This is a genomic window from Salinibacter sp. (assembly GCF_036626415.1).
Taxonomy (GTDB): Bacteria; Bacteroidota; Rhodothermia; order Rhodothermales; family Salinibacteraceae; genus Salinibacter.
Window position 1 is genome coordinate 1 of sequence record NZ_JAZKRW010000026.1, and the last position, 16,953, is coordinate 16,953.

Here is a 16,953-nt window from a genome sequence, read left to right on the forward strand (position 1 = left end):
GCCTCTGGTGTTCCTCGTGATATCTACGCATTTCACCGCTACACCACGAATTCCGACAGCCTCTCCGGGACTCAAGAGCAACAGTTTCGAAGGCACTTCCGTGGTTGAGCCACGGGCTTTCACCTCCGACTTGCTGCCCCGCCTGCACACCCTTTACACCCAGTGATTCCGGACAACGCTTGCACCCTCCGTATTACCGCGGCTGCTGGCACGGAGTTAGCCGGTGCTTATTCCTGAGATACCGTCGCGCTCTGAACCTACAGAGGTTTCTTCTCTCAGAAAAGGAGTTTACGCCCCATAGGGGTGTCTTCCTCCACGCGGCATGGCTGCATCAGGGTTTCCCCCATTGTGCAAGATTCCCCACTGCTGCCTCCCGTAGGAGTCTGGGCCGTGTCTCAGTCCCAGTGTGGCTGATCATCCTCTCAGACCAGCTACGGATCGTTACCTTGGTGAGCCGTTACCTCACCAACAAGCTAATCCGACGCAGACCCATCTTCAGGCACCCGAAGGCTTTCATCCAGTCCCCATGTGGGGTCTGGACGTCGTGCGGTATTAGCCACGGTTTCCCGAGGTTGTCCCGCGCCTGAAGGCAGGTTATCTACGCGTTACGCACCCGTCCGCCACTGTACTTGTCCCGACAAAGTCGGGACGTTCTCGTGCGACTTGCATGTGTTAAGCCTGCCGCCAGCGTTCGTCCTGAGCTAGGATCAAACTCTCCGTGGTAGGAAAGCTTGGTCTAGCTCGATCGCATTCATTTTCTGCCCGAAGGCAGAAAGGAATCGACAAGGACTCGCTGTGCTTCCAATTCCGTCAAAGAACATTGCCGCGCTACCGTATTTCCAGTAGGCGCGGACTTATACAGTACGGAGATCGACCTTGAATGTCAAGGCTTGCCCCCTTCGTTTCATACTTTCTCAAAGGGCGTCTCCTTCTCGCGAGATCAAGCGGACATCACTCGTCGCACTTGTCTCGCTGCGTCCGCATTAGACCCAAGGGGTGAGAATTGGTTTCAACTCACCGCGTGAATCAAGATTAAATCGGCTGCGGATCGCAACCCGTCGTCAGGGACCGCCGGTTGCGTCGGCGCGTCCTTTCTCAGGAGTCGCATTAGACCTGCTGTCTTTACTACGGTTCCTGCTCCTCGTGTCAAGAACGGGTGGAGCTCAGGCGGCTCTGTATGCTTGGCCTGGAGAAAGCCTGGAAACTGCAGGATTCTATACGTGTTACTCTGCCGTCATATCGAGCAGGAGACCAAGAGGCAATTCCTGGGGTTTCGCTCCTTTGTTGTCTTGCGTCTCCTTTGTCATTCTCTGTCGGCTCTGCACCAATGCGTTCCCTCTCCTCTTTCCAAGCCCTGCTCCATTGGCTTCGCACTCTCCTCCGAAATGCGTACTTTTGGGGAGGGCTCGGAGGCCTCTTGCTCCTCGGGTTGGCGACGTATTTCTTGGTCGACGCTGTCCTCATGCCATCGTATACCCGTCATGGGGTGTCTGTGCAGGTGCCCAACGTGGAAGAGACATCCTTTCTGAACGCCAAAGAGCAGGTCGAGAGCCGGAATCTGCAGGTCAAACGCCAAGTCGGCCGCTTCAATCCGAACGTTCCCCGGGAGGCCGTGGTGGACCAAAATCCGCCCCCCCACGCAAACGTGAAGCCGGGACGACGCGTGTATTTAACCGTGAATGCAGGGGAAGCCCCCGTGGTTAGCATTCCTGATCTCAGTGGCGTCTCGGTGCGGGAGGCCAAAAACCGCATTGCGTCGCTCGGGCTCAGCGTTGGCACGGTCGGGCCCGACTCCCTTCCGTCCCCCTACCCAAACACAATTACCCGGCAACGGCCGAGCCCGGGCGATTCTCTGAAGACGGGCGGCACCATAGATCTGTGGTACAGCACAGGACTCGGCACCGACACCGTTCAGGTGCCTAGCATCGCCGGACGGACGGTGGAGCAGGCCCGACGTCTGTTGCGAGCGCAGAAACTCCGGGCCATCGTCGTGGATCCCCGCGCGGGTGCCTCCCCCAAATCGCCGGCCGACACATCGTCCTCCCGACGTTTTGTCCGAAGGCAGGGCCGCCCCCCAGAGACAAAGGTGCGCGCCGGAACCGAAATTCGTCTCTTCACGACCGACGACTCCACCGCGGTGCCCGAGCCCGACTCCCTCTCTCAGGATACCACGGGCCTCAACTGACGCTCAGGAGAGTGTGGCTTCTCAGACCTCCACATACACCGCGGATTTTCCACCGGTTTCTACGACGACCTCCTCCTTGTGCTTCGTCTGGAGGCGGCGGCCGGTGCAGTCGGGCTGAATGGGATACTCCCGATGTCCCCGATCCACCAGGACGACGAGCTGGATGCTGCTCGGGCGTCCGTACTGCAGGACTGCGTCGAGCGCAGCCCGCGCCGTGCGCCCCGTGAACACCACATCGTCGACGAGAATCACGTCCCGGCCCGTCACGTCCACGTCGTGGGGAGGCGTCGCGGGGGGCTCTACGTCGGGCCGGTCGTCCCGAAAGGGCGTCACGTCGAGGTCGTACGTCTTCGGGGCCGTTTCCTCCACAGCCCCAATTTCGTCCGCCACGAGTTGCGCCAGCGGGACGCCACTCCGCTGAATTCCGAATATCTCGAGTGACTCGGCCCCGCGGTTCTGCTCGATAATCTCGTAGGCGAGACGTCGGAGCGTGCGGTGGACCCGCTCCGGGGACATGATGCGTGTTCGACCCATGTGTTGATCCAATGTAGTCGATTCGGTTGCGACGGAAATACCCCCAGAAGACCTTCCGTGGCCTCAAAGCTACAGCACGGCACACCGAATGTCGAAGTCGGGGGGCACGAATGAGATCCGCCTTCCCCCTGTGTCCGCCCCTATTCCGTCGCGGACGGCGTCGGCGGGGCCGCGTCCAGGGCCTCCGTCAACGCCTCGACGGACTGTGCCCCCATCACGGCGTGCTCCTGGCCGAAGACGTAGCACGGCACGCCCGTGATGCCCCGCTGCTGCGCCCGGTGCTGGCTTTCGCGAACGGCCTCGGCGTACTCGTCTCCGTCGAGCAGTGCGCGCGCCGCCTCGGCGTCGAGCCCCGCGTCGGCGGCACAGTCCACGAGCACCTCCGGCTCCGTCACGTTTCGTCCCTCCGAGAAGATGGCCCGAAACAACGCGGTGGCCACGGCATCCCCGGCGTTCTGGTCCTGCCCCCACAGGACGAGCCGGTGCGCGTCGGCCGTATTCGGGGCCACGTCGATGGCGTCGAAGTCGAAGGCAAGCCCCTCGGCCGCCCCCATCTCCCGAACGCGTTCAAACATCTGTTTCGCCCGCGCCCAGTCGCCGAACTTTTCCTCAATGGCGGAACGGAAGTCGCGGCCCTCCGGGGGCAGGTTCGGCTGGAGCTGGAAGGGCCGCCAGCGGAGCGTCACGTCGAGGTCCGGCCGCCGGGCAAGCGCCTGCTTCAGGCGGGCACGGCCCACGTAGCACCAGGGGCACGCAATGTCGGCGTAGACGTCAACGGTCATGGCAGCTTGGGGGAGTGGGAAAGAAGATCAGTCGGTGGGCGACAGGATTTCGACGACGGAGGCGGTCGCGGCCCCGATGCCGGCGGCGGTGTTGCCGCCAATGGCGTAAATATTCCCACCCAGGGCCGCCCCTGCAAGCCCGTGCCGGGGCGTCGGCATGGGAGCCATTCGCGTCCAGGCGTCCGCGCCCGGGTCGTACGCCCAGGTGTGCTCGTACACGCCCCCGCCCTCCGAAAAGTACTCTCCGCCGAAGACGTAGAGCCTTCCGTCGAGGGCGGCCCCGGCGAGTCCACCGGAGGGCTGGGGCAGGGGCCGCAGCTCTGTCCACGTGTCCGTCGCCGGGTTGTACCGTTCCAGCGCCCCGAGGTTGGTAACGCCGCCGTCGGTTCGGCGCCCCGCCGCCACGTACAGACGGCCGTCGATCACGGCCCCCGTGGCGCTGCTTCGGGCCGTGGGCACCGGCCGCGCCTCGCTCCAGGCCTCCGCCTCGGGCTCGTACACCAGGTGGGTGCGGGAGGCCCCTCGGGAGTCCCCGTCGTCCGGGTGAAGACTGCCCGTCACGAGATGGATCCGCCCGTTTGCCGAGAGCGCGACCGTCTCCCCGAGCGGTGTGGGCATCGTCCCGATGCGGGCCCACTGGTCCCCATCGAACGCAAACACGTCCTCCCGAAACCGAAATCCGTTGCGCAGGGTCTCGCCCACGAATCCCCCGAAGCCGTACACCGTCCCGCCCGCCGTCGCAAGCACAATGTGGTGACGGGGATCGGGGAGGGTCGGGCCCCGCGTCCACGTCTCCGTCGAGGGATCGAAGAGGCTCGTCTGGCCCAACGTCGTGAACCGGCGATTACTGTCGCGTCTCGAGCGGAGCCCCCCTGCGACCACGACCTGCCCGTTCCACGTTGTGCTGTAGACCTCCTGGGTCGCGCCGGGCAGGGCAGGCCCCTCTCGCCACTCGGGGTCGCCGCCCGCCGGCAGCGCGCGGTCGGGACGAAAGGCAAGTGTGCCCGCCCCAGCCGCACCGAGGGCAAGGAAGCGACGTCGAGAAAGGGGCATGGGACGATGACAGCTAGAATGGACGCGAGCGTGCGGAGAAGCTTCGCACTGGCGTATCCGGCGACGCGTCAGGTGTTTTGTCGCGGTCCCCGCAGGATCAATTCGGGGGAATTGAGTTCCGCTTGTTGTGAATGTAAATCGGACGGGAATCCGGGACCGAAATCGCCCCCTCCGCGTTGCCGTACATCCGAAACAGAGTTGCAACGATCGGGGCACCACGCGGGTCTTTTGTGCAGTGCCCTCGTTTCGAGTACACGATACCTAGCCTTCCTCTTCAAGCAACTGCTGCCCCCAATGACGCCCTACGAGTTCATACAGCGTTACGACCGTGAGGAATACAACAGTGACCCCCGGCTGGTCGAGGGAGAGTTTTTCCCCTCGGCCAAGCTCGGCGTCGAGTCGGGCGACACGGTCGGGGTCGTGCTCCTCAACCTCGGCGGCCCGGACGGGGAGGAATCCGTGGAGCCGTTTCTCTACAACCTGTTCATGGATCCGGCGATTATCGACTTTTCGGAGGTCGTTTACTTCCAAGCGCGGGGGCGCGTGCGCCAGGCGTTCTCCAAAATCATCTCGTACTTCCGGTCCAAGTCGGTCGCGGAGGACTACAAAGAGATCAGCGACGACGGGGGCTCGCCCATCAATCCGCTCACACGCGAGCAGGCCGAAAACCTGGAGCAGCGGCTCAACGAGCAGTACGCCGCGAAGACGGGCGCCACATTTAAAACGTACATGGCGATGCGGTACTGGGAGCCGTTCAGCGAGGACGCGGCGGCGCAGATGCAGGAAGACGGCGTCGACAAGGTCGTGCTGCTTCCCCTCTACCCCCAGTACTCCAAGACCACGACCGGCGCCTCGCTCGTGTACTGGCACGAGCTGGAGAAGGCGGGCGAAATTCCGGCGTGGCCCACGACCTCAGTCTTCGAGTACGCCACGTACCCGAAGTACATCGAGGCCTTGAACGACCGGATCGACGAGGGACTGGAGCGATTTCCCGACGACGTGCGCGACGACGTGCACCTCCTTTTCAGCGCGCACGGGACGCCCCTCAACGAGATGAAGGACCGAAACGACCCGTACTGTTGCCTGGTCCACTCCACCGTGAAGCACGTGATGGAGCAGCGGGGGCACGACCACGACTTCACCTCAGCCTTCCAGAGCAAGGTGGGGCCTTCAGAGTGGCTGGCACCCGCGACGGACGACACGGTGGAGGAACTGGCCGAAGAGGGAGAAGACGTGCTCGTGATTCCGGTGGCGTTCGTGACCGACCACATCGAGACGAGCTACGAGCTCGCCATCGAGATCCCGGAGGACCTTGAAGAGGAGGGCGCCCCCATCCCGGAGCACTACGAGGTGATGCCCGGGCTCAACAGCCACCCCAAGTTTATCGAGACACTGGCCGACATGACGGCCGCGCAGCTCCAGCTGCCGAACGTGCAGACCCCGGCGCCGGCATGCGAGCGTCCCTGCTACCAGGTCGAGGACCGTAGCATTCGCTGCCAGCAGTGCCAGAAGGTGGCCGAGGCCACCAACTGGAACGCATCGGAGGAAGAGGCGGCGCGCGAGCTGGAAACGGCGTAGGTTCCTTGGCCCCGCACGATCGCCCTGCTCATTCCCTCCGGCCCGCCTCCAGGACCGGAAGGGCCTCGTAGGACGCCCACTCGTCCGGGGCGATGGGGCGCAGCGAGGCCGTCACGGCACAGTGGTCGGAGGGGGGCGCGGGGGCCCCACACCACCGCTGTACGTCGACCGGCGCGAAGAAGCGGGGCGAATAGAAGATGTGGTCGATGCGCCGGGTCGGCGCGTCGGCCGGATACGTGGCTTGGGGCGAGCCCACGTCCGGCGAGGCAACGGCCGGTTGCAGGTCGGTGCTTCGGGTCAAGCGCGCAATGGCCCCCTCCTGCGATCCGGATCCGGCCTCGGGAGACTCGCTGTTAAAATCGCCGAGCAGGAGCGTCGGAATGTCCCGGTCTGCGAGGCGGCGGTAGAGGTCGTTCACGACACGGGCCTGCTCCGTACGCGTCCCGGCGTCGAACGCCTCGAGGTGCACGTTGATGACCGCGAGGGGATGCCCGCCAAGGTCAACGATCGCCACTTGCGCGAGGCGATCGAGGTAGAAGGCCGCCCGGTAGAACGGCTGCGGCGGGCGGGGCAGTACGTTCCGGACGTGGCGCCGCACGGGGAAGCGACTGAGAGTGGACTGCCCGGAGAGGGTGCGCCCGAAATGAACGGCCGGGCGGCCGTACGGAAACGGCAAGTACCGCTCGTCCCAGTTCACGGCCTGGGCCGCCGTCGGGTACCCGAGCCGCGTGGCGAGCGTGTCGAGCTGATGCTGCTGCGCGACGCGGGCCCCACCGAAGTCGATTTCCTGGAGCCCAACGACATCAGGGGCCGCTTCCCGAAGAAAGTCGACGGCCTGGGTCATGTTCGCGTCGAACAGGCTGTCGGGGCGCACCACCGGCTCGTTGTTCGTCATGCCCGAGAGGTAGCCGATGTTGTAGGTGGTTACCGTGAGGGTGTCCGGCCGCGTCGTGTCGGGCCCGGCCGCGTAGGTCCGAACCTGCGCGAGCTCCCCCTCGGACAGCGCCCCGGAACTCGCCCAGAGGAAAAACCCGGCGGCGGCGAGGAGCAGACCGCCGACAACCGACCCAAAAATTCGAAGCGCTCGACTCATCACGCTGTTGTTGACCCATGCGCGTTGAATGGTGCGGGGCTGAACGGAAGCCCGCCGATGATTTGAATCCCCATGCCTGGCTCACCGGGTGGGGCGTGCTCGGGGGAACCGCCGTCGCGGTGGCCGTCCTGCTCGTCGTCGTCGGGAAGCGTCCCGCACAGGCCCAGTCTCCCCGGGCCGCCCTGAAGCCGCTGACAGGACACTGGAAGGGCCCGTTCGTGGTGTACACGCACGACGGCAAACAGGTCGATTCCCTCTCGGCGGAGCACCGCTACCGATGGGAGGATGAGGTCCAGGTGGGGACACAGGTGGATCGGTACCCGGACGGACGTGTCGTTCGAAAAACAGCACGCAATTACGTGACCGGTGATGGGGTGCTGGTGTGCGAGGTCGACCCGCCCGATGGTGAAACCGTGACGTATCGCGGGCAGGTGTCCGGGGACGTGATCACCTGGCACCGAAAGACTGACGCCGGGATCGTCGAGAGCTTCCGAGAGCGCGTGGTCGACACGCCCACCGGTCCGGAGTATCGGATCAATGGCTTCGGCGTCTATCCAAACGCAGACGGTTCTCAGAGTCACCTTCACTTTGTCGGACGGTATCGGGCCGTTCACCAGGATACTTCAAGAGGCCGGGAGTAGTCCTGTGGGGCCGGGAGCACCGCGATGCGAACCCGTCGGTTCCGGCGGCGTCCTTGGGCCGTCGCGTTGGATGCGGCTGGGTCCGTAGCCCCGTAGGCAAGGGCGGCAAACTGGGCGGGGTCAAGGATGCTGTGGGCGATGAGGTAGCGCACGACAGCGGTGGCCCGGGCCGCCGACAGTTCCCAGTTCGACGCGAACCGCTCCTGCATCTGTTCACTCAAAGGCGTATCGTCGGCGTGCCCTTCCACCTGCATCGACCGGGAGGGATAGGTCCGCTCCAGATGTTCGATGGTGGCCTGGAGCCGCCCTTCTCCCGCCGCCGTGAGGGTCGCCGTGCCGGGCTCAAACAGCGAGTCGGCCGGGAGCACGCGCACCGTCCGCCCGCCCTGCCGGAGCATTTGCACCTCGTAGGTACGGCGGTTGAGGCGGTCTGTCAAGACGCGCAGGTCGCGGTAGTACTGCCCCGTGGCCACGTCGTCGCGAACCCCCAGCGAGTCTTCCATCCGACGAAGCCGGCTGCGTAGCGTGGCATTTTCGGCCCGGAGGGAGTCCAGGCGCGACACGGGAGGCGTGCCCGAACGCTGTGTCGTGGCACACCCGGCGAGGGCAGAGAAGGCGACGGCAACCCCAAAGACGAGCAGAAGGCGATGCATCGAGCGGAAGCGGCGGGCAAGACGAGACGGAGAGTCGCGCTACGAGGCAGAGGCAGTGGGCTCCGCCTCGACGGCCGACGGGCCCCACACGAGGAGTGCGACCACGGCGCCAAACCCAACTAGGGCCAACACGATGACCGGGACGATCGGCTCGCCCGCCTCGGGCCCCCGAAGCACGCGCTCGGCTCCACCGTAGGGCCAGAGGGCCCGGAGGGCCCCCGCGATGAGCCCTACGAGCGCCGCCATCGTCGCGTCGTGGCGGTGTGTGAGGAGCAAGTCGAGCAGCTTCGAAAACGCGCCGAGCCCCACGGCCGCCCCTGCACAGAAGGTGAACACGTAACCCCAGTCAAGCGCGTTGAGTGCTTCCAGCGTGGGGGTATAGATGCCCAACGCCTCCAGCAAGAATGCCCCACTCACGCCGGGCAGGATCATCGCACAAATCGCCACCATCGCCGAGCCGAAGACGCGGACCCAGCTCGGCTCCGACACGGCGAGGGCCGGGAGGCCGGTCAGGAAAAACGCGCCGGTGGCACAGGCAAGGCCGAGGGCCGCCCGGGCGCCCGTCATCCGCTCGATGCGGCGCGCAGGAACAAGGAGCGACGCGCCCACGAGCCCCAAAAAGAGCCCACGCATGGGTGCCGGGTACGCGTTCATCAAGGGAGGGATGATCTTTGCTCCACCGAGGATGGCCCCACCGATGCCCCCGAGGAGGGGCACGATGAGCCCCCACGGCACCGCCGTCCAATGCCGCCGGGCGGCCTCAGGATCGAGGCGTAGCACCGCCAGGCCAAAGGACACCGCAGAACTGAGCCCCCCCACAAGCCGCTCGTACACCCCGACAATGAGGGCCATGGTGCCGCCGCTCACCCCCGGAATGACGTCGGCGCCGCCCATCAACACGCCGTAGAGCACGTAGCGAACGAGGGCGAGCGGCGCAGTGGGCATGCAGACAGCGAATGGATTGGGGGGAGATCCTGCCGGCTCAGGCACGGCGGCCACCGAGGAGCGAGGGACTACGCGTCAAGATCGAGCAGCCGACGGACACGGTCGTTGTCGTAGAGGGCGGGGTAGGCCTTCTGGAACTCCTCTTTCTTCGCGGGATCGAGCTGGAAGGCCGTCTTGAGGGCCCGGATGCTTTCGTCCGCCCGGCCGAGCGCCAGCAGGGCCTTCGCCTGTCGGAAGTACGTGCTGGCACGGTCTGGGTCGAGCTCCAGGGCCTGTCGGTACGCCTCCAGGGCGTCCTCGGGCTGCTGCTTCTCCAAGAGCGTCTCGGCGTAGCCGGTCCAGGCGTGCTCGTTCGACTCGTCGAGCCGCACGGCATGCTGGTACGCCTCCAGCGCTTCGTCGAGCTTTCCCACTTTATAAGCACAGTCGGCCCGCGCCGTCCAAAATTTTGGCACGCTCGCATCCAGATTGACGGCGTACCGGAAGCACTCAAGCGCTTCTTCGTGCCGTTCGTCCGTATCGTAGCAGCAGCCGAGGCCGTACCACGCCTCCAGGTAGTTCGACTCTAGGTCGAGCGTCTTTTTGTAATACGTGCGCGCCGCCTCGGGGTCGTCTTGTTCCTCGTGGGCGAGCGCAAGGTTGTAGTAGGTCGCTGCGTCCGGGCCCTCCAGTTCCAGCACCCGCTCGTAGCTCTCGACGGCTCCCTCCAGGTCGCCCTGATTGGCCTGCGCGTTCCCCCGATTGTAATACGCCGAGGCGAACTCGTCGTGGATTGCAAGGGCCATGTCGTAGCTCTCCACCGCCTCCTCGAAGCGGCCGAGGCGGTTGAGCACGATGCCCCGGTTGTACCAGGCGTCCTTCGAGTACGGGTCGACGTCGAGGTGATTGTCGTACGCCTCCACACTCTTCTCGTCGTCCCCGAGCCGGTCGTAGCAGTAGCCCAGCTCGTACCAGACCTCTGGGTGCTCCGGATAGACCTCCGCGCACCGCTCGAAGGCCTCCACCGCGGCCTCCAACTGCTCGTCCCGCTCCAGCGTCACCCCGAGATTGAAGAGGGCTTCTCCGTGCAGCGGATTGATCGAGAGCGCTTCGTCGTAGGCCTCTAGGGCCTCTTCCACGCGGCCCAAGCTGTCGAGCGTGATTCCGAGGTTGATGAGCGTCTCGGTGTCCGTCGGGTTCACGTCGAGGGCCTGTTCGTAGGCCTCCAGTGCCTCTTCCGGGCGGCCCAGGTTGTTCAAGAGAATGCCACGCCGCATCCAGGCATCGGAGGTATAGGGATGAAGATCAATGAGGCGGTCGATCACCTCCAAGGCCTTTTCCATCTCCCCCTCCTCGAAGTAAAACGAGGCAATCTCTTCGAGGTCGCCGGAGTCGAAATACGCAGACGGGTCGTTCTCGTACGCGGCCACGAGATCTTCGAGGGGGTCCTCGTGTGGAGAGTCCTCAAAGTCATCGAAGCCGAAGTCGAACGTGTTCATACCACACCAGTACATGAGTAAGGAGAACGCACGGCCGTCACCGGACGGTTCTGCCGGGGGGCACAGCCGACATTCGCTTCTAAGTATAACGCCTCCACGAAGGAACTTGCAAAGATGACCCCTGCGTGCGGTCGGCCCCCGTGGGCCGGACGCCCTTCCGGACACCAAACCGACTTGCTGGGCCCCATGTTGCTTCTCACATTCGAAGGCATCGACGGAAGCGGAAAAAGCACGCAGGCCAGGCGGCTCGACGCCTCCCTGCGCGAGCGCGGCCACGACCCCCTTCTCGTGCGCGAGCCCGGCGGCGCCGAGTTGTCCGAACAGATTCGCTCCATTCTGTTGGAGCCTGACCTAAACGTCCATCCGATGGCAGAGTTGCTTCTGTTTTCGGCTGCCCGGACGCAGCTCGTGGCCGAGCGCATTCGGCCGGCCTTAGAGAACGGGCGGATTGTCATCTGCGACCGGTTCTACGACTCAACCACGGCCTACCAGGGGGCCGGTCGCGGCGTGGCCGACCCCGAGTGGATGCAGTCGTTTCACCACCGCGTGACGGGCGGCCTCGTTCCGGACCGCACCTACCTTGTGGAGCTCGATCCCGAAACGGCCCGCACACGCCGCGCCGAAGGTGCTCCGACTGGCGATCGCATGGAGGCCGAGAACCAGGACTTTTATCACCGTGTTGCGGCGGCCTACGAGACGCTTGCCGACGAGCATCCTGGGCGCATCCGTCGCCTCGATGGAGATCGATCGATCGAGGCCTTGCACACCGAAATCTGGGCCGATGTGGCGGCCCTGTTGGACGAAACCTCTGGAACCCCCCACGCCGCCACCGGTTCGCCTGATTCATGAGCAGGCTTGTCGTCTCGGGGACGCGCCTGCTTCTCCCCCACACCCTGACGTCCCCATTGCTGTCGCACACAGCCCCGCCAGTGGCATGTCGACCCTTCCTCAGCAGAAGATCGACGAGGTTCGTTCCATCTTCCAGGCGTTCCTCAAGAAGCGCAACAAACGGCAGACGCCCGAGCGCTTCGCGGTGTTGGAAGAGATCTACCAGACGGACGACCACATCGACGCCGACGAGCTGTACGTCCGCCTCAAGCAGGACGGCACGGAGGTGAGTCGGGCCACGGTCTACAACACCCTGGAGCTGTTGCTAGAGTGCGACCTTGTGGTGCGCCACCAGTTCGGGAAGAACCAGGCCAAATACGAACGGGCCTACAGCTATTGGCAGCACGACCACCTCATCTGCATGGACTGCAACGAGCTGTTCGAGTTCTGCGACCCGCGCCTGCAGAGCATTCAGGAAATGGTGGCCGACATCTACGAGTTTGAGATCAAGCATCACTCGCTGAACATGTACGGGCACTGCATCCGCGAGGACTGCCCGAATCGGTCCGAGGACGCAGACGAAGCCGCTTCTGAAGGAAAGACCACCGCGAAAGAGGCTGCCACCAGCGAGGCAGAAGCGTAGATGCTTCTGGACGGGGCCGCTCTTCTATGGACATGAACGTTGTCCCTCTTTCCGGAGAGTGGAACCGACCGGGGGGAAGAGGCCCCTGCACCTCACACCCCCCGTCGCGTTTCGCTGTCGCGGCGTCGTTCCACTTCCCTCTCGGTGCTGGCTGTCCAATGTCCGCCGCACCGATCTTGGCCGTTCTTAATAGGGAACCCTCCTTTTGACGGGGCGACACGCCCCTCTGCTCAGCAAGAATCCGTCTGCTCTGAGCGGGAGAACAGAACCTCATCGTCTGCTTCCGGGGGCGCCTCGTCCATGTCGACCGTGGCCAGAACATACGGCGACGTGAACACCTGCGAGACGGCGCACGTGCTCCCGGGCATCGTCTCCGTAAAGTCTACGCGCATCGTTCCCTCCTCGTCGTTGGCGACCACCTGGTCCACATCAACGGAGTACCCACCGGTTGACCGCTCCCCCAATACGACAGCGACCACGATTTGCGTGTCGAAGTCGACCTGAGGTGGATCTGGGGGCGTGCCGTCGTTCGCGCTGTTCTGGTCCGCATGTAGGTCTGCCCAGAAGGCAGAAAACTCTTCGTCGCTCCGCAGGACACGCTGGGTCCCCTCGACGATGTTGCCGTACTGTCCGCGATCGATCTCGTTGGTGTTCACGGCCCCAGTCGCGATCGTTTGCGTTTCCATTTCGGTGTTGAAGCCCGACTCGCCGTCCGGGTCGGTCCCTACGCTGTTGCAGCCCCCAATCAACAGGAGTGCCATCGTTAAAACGAGAGGGCCTCGCGGAAGGGTCCACCGTACAGGTCGCTGAGATCCGTCGTGTTGCATGACAGGACGTCTATCCATTTGAGGAAGAGGCTCGATTGTCTCTGTGCGTCTGTGTATTCTTACACGCACCTCCTTTGCCAACACACAGTTGTGGGGGCCGGTCGGCTCCGGCACGCGGTTCCGGCACCCATCCCGAGCTCAGATCACCCTCCCGGCCCTGCACACCATGAATGGGATTTCCGTCCAGACCCTCGTCGTCTCTCTCGCAATCGTCGCGGCGGGGTTTCTGGGGGCGTACCTGCTGTTCCACGCCGTCCGGTGGCTCGGCCGCAAGGCCGACCAGGGTCGGTTCCAGATCGATGGGATTCTGCTCCGCATTCTCGGTCCCCCGATGAGCGTTCTCGTCGCACTGGGGTCCGTCAACTATGCGCTGTACCGCATTCCGCAGGTCCAGGAGCAGTTTGGCGAGTGGGAGGGGGCTCAGCGCGCCCTGCTCATCCTCACGGGCACCTGGATTTTGGCCAGCCTGGTCAAGAACCTCATCCGCGAGTACGGGCTGCCCCTCGCCCACCGGACCGATACGGACATCGACGAGCGCGTGATACGGCTGTTGGACCTGACGGTGGTCTACGTAATCTGGATCGCGGGCATTCTGATCGCGCTGCGCGAGCTGGGCATCGAGGTGACCGCCTTCCTCGCCTCCTTGGGAATTGCCGGATTGGCCGTGGCGCTGGCCGCGAAGACGATCCTCTCAAATGTGCTCGCAGGCGTCACCCTCACGGCCGATCGCAATTTTCGGGTGGGGGACCGAATCGAGGTCGGCGATTTTATCGGGGACGTGTTGGAAATCAACCTCCACAAGACCGTCATCCGCACCCGCAACAACGAGATCGTGATGATTCCCAACGATGTGCTGGGCAAAGAAGTGATTATCAACCACATGCTTCCCGAGCAAAAAACCCGGATCGAGCTGACGATCGGGGTGGCCTACGGGACGGACCTGGACCGGGCCACGTCGCTGCTGCAGGCCCTCCTTCGGACGTCCGACCGCATTCTTTCGACCCCGCCCCCGGAGGTCAACGTGACGACGCTCGGAGACCACGCCATCGTTCTGCAGGTCCTTCTCTGGATCGATGCGCCCCGCGGAAAGCGGGCCGTCCGGGACGACGTGTATCGGCGGGCCCTCTCCCGGTTTGCCGAGGCAGGGATCGAGATTCCGTTTCCTCAGCGCGTGGTCCAGATTACGGAGGGGCCACGAGACGAGACCTGAACAGCGTGGGGCTCCGGATCGGCATTCAGTCGCCTACGGGCGCCGCGGTCTCCACCTCTTCTCGAAAGTAGCTTAGCGTGCGGCGAAGGCCCTCGCGCCGACCCACATCCGGCGTCCATCCCAACTTGTCCTTGGCCCGCGAGATGTCCGGCTGGCGTACCTGGGGGTCGTCGGACGGCAACGGCTCGTAGGTAATCTCGCTGTCTGACCCGGTCACCTCAATAATCTCTTCGGCAAACCCCTGGATCGTGATCTCGTCGGGGTTTCCGATGTTGACCGGATCGGTCACGTCGCTCATTAGGAGCCGGTAGAGGCCCTCCACGAGGTCGTCGACGTAGCAGAAGGCGCGCGTCTGACTGCCGTCCCCGTAGACGGTGAGGGGATCGCCCCGGAGCGCCTGTGACATAAAGTTGGGCAGGGCCCGCCCGTCGTCCACGCGCATGCGCGGCCCATAGGTGTTGAAGATCCGCGCGATGCGGGTCTCCACGCCGTGGTATCGGTGGTAGGCCATCGTGAGCGCCTCCCCAAACCGTTTGGCCTCGTCGTACACCCCCCGCTTGCCCACCGGGTTCACGTTGCCCCAGTAGTCCTCCGACTGCGGATGCACCTGCGGATCGCCGTACACCTCGCTCGTCGACGCGATGAGCAGGCGGGCCTCCTTCGCCTTGGCGAGGCCCAGGGCCTTGTGGGTGCCCAGCGCCCCGACCTTTAGCGTCTGGATCGGGTACTGCAAATAGTCGTCCGGGGCGGCGGGGCTGGCGAAGTGAAGGACGTAGTCGAGCTCGCCGTTGACGTGGAGGTAGTCGGTCACGTCGTACTCGACGAACCGGAAGCGATCCTGCCCGAGCTCGAACAGGTGCTCGATGTTTTCGGTGTCGCCCGTAATGAGGTTGTCCATGCAGATCACCGAGTGGCCCTCCTCGATGAAGCGGTCGCAGAGATGGGAGCCGAGAAAGCCGGCGCCGCCGGTAATGAGTGTACGAGGCATGGGCGTGGGAGCGTGCAAAAGAGAGAAAGAACGTAAGATGGAGACCTACGGCTGTCCGTTTTCGACGATGGCCTCCTCGATGGCTTCCTGATTGGTCTCCGGCGCATAGCTCGGCCGTCCGATGCTGTGGTACTCAAAGCCCATCTCGGCCATTCGAGCAGGCTCGTACAGATTTCGTCCATCGAGCACGAGTGGGGTTTCCAAACGCTCCCGCACCGCGCCCAAGTCCGGCCGTCGGAATTCGTGCCACTCCGTACAGATCAGGAGCGCCTCGGCCCCGTCGACCGCCGCGTACATGCCGTCGGCGTACTCGATCTGGTCGCCGAACGTCTCCTTCGTCGTCTCGATGGCCTCGGGGTCGTACCCCACCACGTCGGCCCCCTGTTCCAGAAGGTAGTTGATGACGACGTGAGAGGGCGCCTCGCGGGTGTCGTCGGTGCCGGGCTTGAACGACAGGCCCCACACGGCGATGCGTCGCCCCTCCAGGTCACCGTCGAAGTAGTCCTCCACCTGCTCGGCCAGGCGTCGCCGCTGCTGGTCGTTGACGTTGAGGACGGCATCCAGAATTTGGAAATCGTATCCCTTCTCTCGGCCCTTTCGGGCGAGGGCCTGCACGTCCTTCGGGAAGCAACTGCCCCCGAACCCGATGCCGGCGTACAGGAAGTGCGGGCCGATGCGGTGGTCCTTGCTAATGCCGAGGCGCACCTTGTCTACGTTGGCCCCCACCCGCTCGCAGACGTTCGCAATCTCGTTCATGAACGAGATGCGCGTGGCCAGCAGCGAGTTGGCCGCGTACTTGATCATCTCCGCCGAGCGACGGTCCACGACGAGAATCGGATTCCCCTGCCGCACAAACGGCTCGTAGAGCCGCTCCATCTTCTCGGCGGCCCGGTCGCTCTCGGTGCCAATCACGACGCGGTCTGGCTTCAGGAAGTCCTCCACTGCGGATCCCTCTCGCAAAAACTCGGGGTTGGAGACGACGTCCACCTCCTCGCCGATTTCGAGGCCGCGGTCCGCAAATGCCTCCTCCACCCGATCCCCAGTGCCGACCGGGACGGTGCTCTTGTTGACGACGATTCGGTGCTCCGGGTCGTCCGCTTCGACCAGCAGGTCGGCCACGTCCGCTGCCGCGTCCAACACGTACGAGAGATCGGCCGAGCCGTCCTCCCCCGGCGGCGTCGGGAGGGCAAAAAACACGATCTTTGCGTCGGTGACTCCCTCGGCCAGGTCCGTCGTAAAGTGGAGGCGGTCCTCCGCCCGCGCCCGCTCAAAGTAGCGATCTAGATCAGGCTCGTAGATCGGGACCTCGCCGCTGGCAAGCTGAGCGACTTTCTCTTCATCAATATCGACGCACGTTACGTCGTGTCCCATTTCAGCGAAGCAGGTGCCCGAGACGAGGCCGACGTACCCAGTGCCAACAACTGTGATGTTCATGCCAGTAGAGTTCGTTTCAGTCTGTAGAGATGTGCGTGAAATGCCCCGACGAACGGGACGGTGCTCGGAGCATTTGTGACG

Annotated in this window: 16 protein-coding genes and 1 rRNA gene; 6 read left to right on the forward strand and 11 right to left on the reverse strand. The window is 64.2% G+C overall.

Annotation, left to right across the window (positions count from 1 at the left end; all coding sequences use genetic code 11):
* Positions 1-723, reverse strand: a 16S ribosomal RNA gene (locus V5A20_RS04790); the annotation flags it as partial.
* Between the two features lie 739 nt (positions 724-1,462).
* Between V5A20_RS04790 and V5A20_RS04795 the strand changes: the two genes are divergently transcribed.
* Positions 1,463-2,185: a PASTA domain-containing protein gene (locus V5A20_RS04795; RefSeq protein WP_332315270.1), complete on the forward strand. Its 723-nt coding sequence runs from the start codon at positions 1,463-1,465 to the stop codon at positions 2,183-2,185.
* Between the two features lie 21 nt (positions 2,186-2,206).
* On the opposite strand, the gene pyrR is transcribed toward V5A20_RS04795, so the two are convergent.
* The 3 genes from pyrR to V5A20_RS04810 form a co-directional block, all read right to left on the reverse strand.
* Positions 2,207-2,719 carry a bifunctional pyr operon transcriptional regulator/uracil phosphoribosyltransferase PyrR gene (pyrR, locus tag V5A20_RS04800; protein ID WP_332315271.1) on the reverse strand — a complete coding sequence of 171 codons (513 nt, stop codon included), beginning with the start codon at positions 2,717-2,719 and terminating at the stop codon, positions 2,207-2,209.
* A gap of 140 nt (positions 2,720-2,859) precedes the next feature.
* Entirely contained in the window at positions 2,860-3,501 is a 642-nt protein-coding gene (locus V5A20_RS04805; protein WP_332315272.1) for a DsbA family oxidoreductase, read from the reverse strand.
* 27 nt (positions 3,502-3,528) lie between these two features.
* A complete protein-coding gene (locus tag V5A20_RS04810; protein WP_332315273.1) occupies positions 3,529-4,554 on the reverse strand; it encodes a Kelch repeat-containing protein in 1,026 nt (341 codons plus the stop codon).
* A 294-nt stretch (positions 4,555-4,848) separates the two neighbouring features.
* Between V5A20_RS04810 and hemH the strand changes: the two genes are divergently transcribed.
* On the forward strand, positions 4,849-6,132 hold the full coding sequence (gene hemH / locus V5A20_RS04815) for a ferrochelatase (RefSeq protein ID WP_332326822.1): 1,284 nt from the start codon (positions 4,849-4,851) through the stop codon (positions 6,130-6,132).
* A gap of 28 nt (positions 6,133-6,160) precedes the next feature.
* Here hemH and V5A20_RS04820 read toward each other — a convergent pair whose 3' ends face one another.
* The gene (locus tag V5A20_RS04820) at positions 6,161-7,225 is read right to left on the reverse strand and encodes an endonuclease/exonuclease/phosphatase family protein (RefSeq protein ID WP_332326823.1); all 1,065 of its coding nucleotides are present in this window, start codon (positions 7,223-7,225) and stop codon (positions 6,161-6,163) included.
* A gap of 17 nt (positions 7,226-7,242) precedes the next feature.
* Between V5A20_RS04820 and V5A20_RS04825 the strand changes: the two genes are divergently transcribed.
* Entirely contained in the window at positions 7,243-7,866 is a 624-nt protein-coding gene (locus tag V5A20_RS04825) for a hypothetical protein (RefSeq protein ID WP_332326824.1), read from the forward strand.
* On the opposite strand, the gene V5A20_RS04830 is transcribed toward V5A20_RS04825, so the two are convergent.
* The 3 genes from V5A20_RS04830 to V5A20_RS04840 form a co-directional block, all read right to left on the reverse strand.
* Entirely contained in the window at positions 7,836-8,519 is a 684-nt protein-coding gene (locus V5A20_RS04830) for an OmpA/MotB family protein (protein ID WP_332326825.1), read from the reverse strand. The genes V5A20_RS04825 and V5A20_RS04830 overlap by 31 nt on opposite strands.
* Positions 8,520-8,558: 39 nt before the next feature.
* A complete protein-coding gene (locus V5A20_RS04835) occupies positions 8,559-9,464 on the reverse strand; it encodes a DUF368 domain-containing protein (RefSeq protein WP_332315278.1) in 906 nt (301 codons plus the stop codon).
* Between the two features lie 68 nt (positions 9,465-9,532).
* On the reverse strand, positions 9,533-10,942 hold the full coding sequence (locus V5A20_RS04840) for a tetratricopeptide repeat protein (protein WP_332315279.1): 1,410 nt from the start codon (positions 10,940-10,942) through the stop codon (positions 9,533-9,535).
* A gap of 186 nt (positions 10,943-11,128) precedes the next feature.
* On the opposite strand from V5A20_RS04840, the gene tmk reads away from it, so the two are divergent.
* Together tmk and V5A20_RS04850 are read left to right on the forward strand one after the other, a co-directional pair.
* Positions 11,129-11,791: a dTMP kinase gene (gene tmk / locus V5A20_RS04845; protein ID WP_332315280.1), complete on the forward strand. Its 663-nt coding sequence runs from the start codon at positions 11,129-11,131 to the stop codon at positions 11,789-11,791.
* A gap of 85 nt (positions 11,792-11,876) precedes the next feature.
* Positions 11,877-12,413 carry a Fur family transcriptional regulator gene (locus tag V5A20_RS04850; RefSeq protein WP_332315281.1) on the forward strand — a complete coding sequence of 179 codons (537 nt, stop codon included), beginning with the start codon at positions 11,877-11,879 and terminating at the stop codon, positions 12,411-12,413.
* A 230-nt stretch (positions 12,414-12,643) separates the two neighbouring features.
* On the opposite strand, the gene V5A20_RS04855 is transcribed toward V5A20_RS04850, so the two are convergent.
* Positions 12,644-13,174, reverse strand: coding sequence for a protease complex subunit PrcB family protein (locus V5A20_RS04855; protein ID WP_332315282.1), 531 nt, complete (start codon positions 13,172-13,174; stop codon positions 12,644-12,646).
* Between the two features lie 232 nt (positions 13,175-13,406).
* Between V5A20_RS04855 and V5A20_RS04860 the strand changes: the two genes are divergently transcribed.
* Complete coding sequence (locus V5A20_RS04860) at positions 13,407-14,450, forward strand: mechanosensitive ion channel family protein (RefSeq protein ID WP_332315283.1); 1,044 nt, start codon at positions 13,407-13,409, stop codon at positions 14,448-14,450.
* 25 nt (positions 14,451-14,475) lie between these two features.
* Here the strand turns inward: V5A20_RS04860 and V5A20_RS04865 are convergent, their stop codons facing one another.
* Positions 14,476-15,438, reverse strand: a complete 963-nt coding sequence (locus V5A20_RS04865; protein WP_332315284.1) for a UDP-glucuronic acid decarboxylase family protein — start codon at positions 15,436-15,438, stop codon at positions 14,476-14,478.
* Between the two features lie 45 nt (positions 15,439-15,483).
* On the reverse strand, positions 15,484-16,872 hold the full coding sequence (locus V5A20_RS04870; protein WP_332326826.1) for a UDP-glucose dehydrogenase family protein: 1,389 nt from the start codon (positions 16,870-16,872) through the stop codon (positions 15,484-15,486).
* Positions 16,873-16,953 lie beyond the last annotated feature (81 nt).

Coding starts and splice junctions, on each gene's coding strand:
- V5A20_RS04865 (WP_332315284.1), bottom strand. CDS start 15,438: ATGCCTCGTACACTCATTACCGGCGGCGCCGGCTTTCTCGGCTCCCAT.
- V5A20_RS04870 (WP_332326826.1), bottom strand. CDS start 16,872: ATGAACATCACAGTTGTTGGCACTGGGTACGTCGGCCTCGTCTCGGGC.
- V5A20_RS04855 (WP_332315282.1), bottom strand. CDS start 13,174: ATGGCACTCCTGTTGATTGGGGGCTGCAACAGCGTAGGGACCGACCCG.
- V5A20_RS04840 (WP_332315279.1), bottom strand. CDS start 10,942: ATGAACACGTTCGACTTCGGCTTCGATGACTTTGAGGACTCTCCACAC.
- V5A20_RS04810 (WP_332315273.1), bottom strand. CDS start 4,554: ATGCCCCTTTCTCGACGTCGCTTCCTTGCCCTCGGTGCGGCTGGGGCG.
- tmk (WP_332315280.1), top strand. CDS start 11,129: ATGTTGCTTCTCACATTCGAAGGCATCGACGGAAGCGGAAAAAGCACG.
- V5A20_RS04850 (WP_332315281.1), top strand. CDS start 11,877: ATGTCGACCCTTCCTCAGCAGAAGATCGACGAGGTTCGTTCCATCTTC.
- pyrR (WP_332315271.1), bottom strand. CDS start 2,719: ATGGGTCGAACACGCATCATGTCCCCGGAGCGGGTCCACCGCACGCTC.
- V5A20_RS04860 (WP_332315283.1), top strand. CDS start 13,407: ATGAATGGGATTTCCGTCCAGACCCTCGTCGTCTCTCTCGCAATCGTC.
- hemH (WP_332326822.1), top strand. CDS start 4,849: ATGACGCCCTACGAGTTCATACAGCGTTACGACCGTGAGGAATACAAC.
- V5A20_RS04825 (WP_332326824.1), top strand. CDS start 7,243: ATGCGCGTTGAATGGTGCGGGGCTGAACGGAAGCCCGCCGATGATTTG.
- V5A20_RS04805 (WP_332315272.1), bottom strand. CDS start 3,501: ATGACCGTTGACGTCTACGCCGACATTGCGTGCCCCTGGTGCTACGTG.
- V5A20_RS04835 (WP_332315278.1), bottom strand. CDS start 9,464: ATGCCCACTGCGCCGCTCGCCCTCGTTCGCTACGTGCTCTACGGCGTG.
- V5A20_RS04830 (WP_332326825.1), bottom strand. CDS start 8,519: ATGCATCGCCTTCTGCTCGTCTTTGGGGTTGCCGTCGCCTTCTCTGCC.
- V5A20_RS04820 (WP_332326823.1), bottom strand. CDS start 7,225: ATGAGTCGAGCGCTTCGAATTTTTGGGTCGGTTGTCGGCGGTCTGCTC.
- V5A20_RS04795 (WP_332315270.1), top strand. CDS start 1,463: ATGCCATCGTATACCCGTCATGGGGTGTCTGTGCAGGTGCCCAACGTG.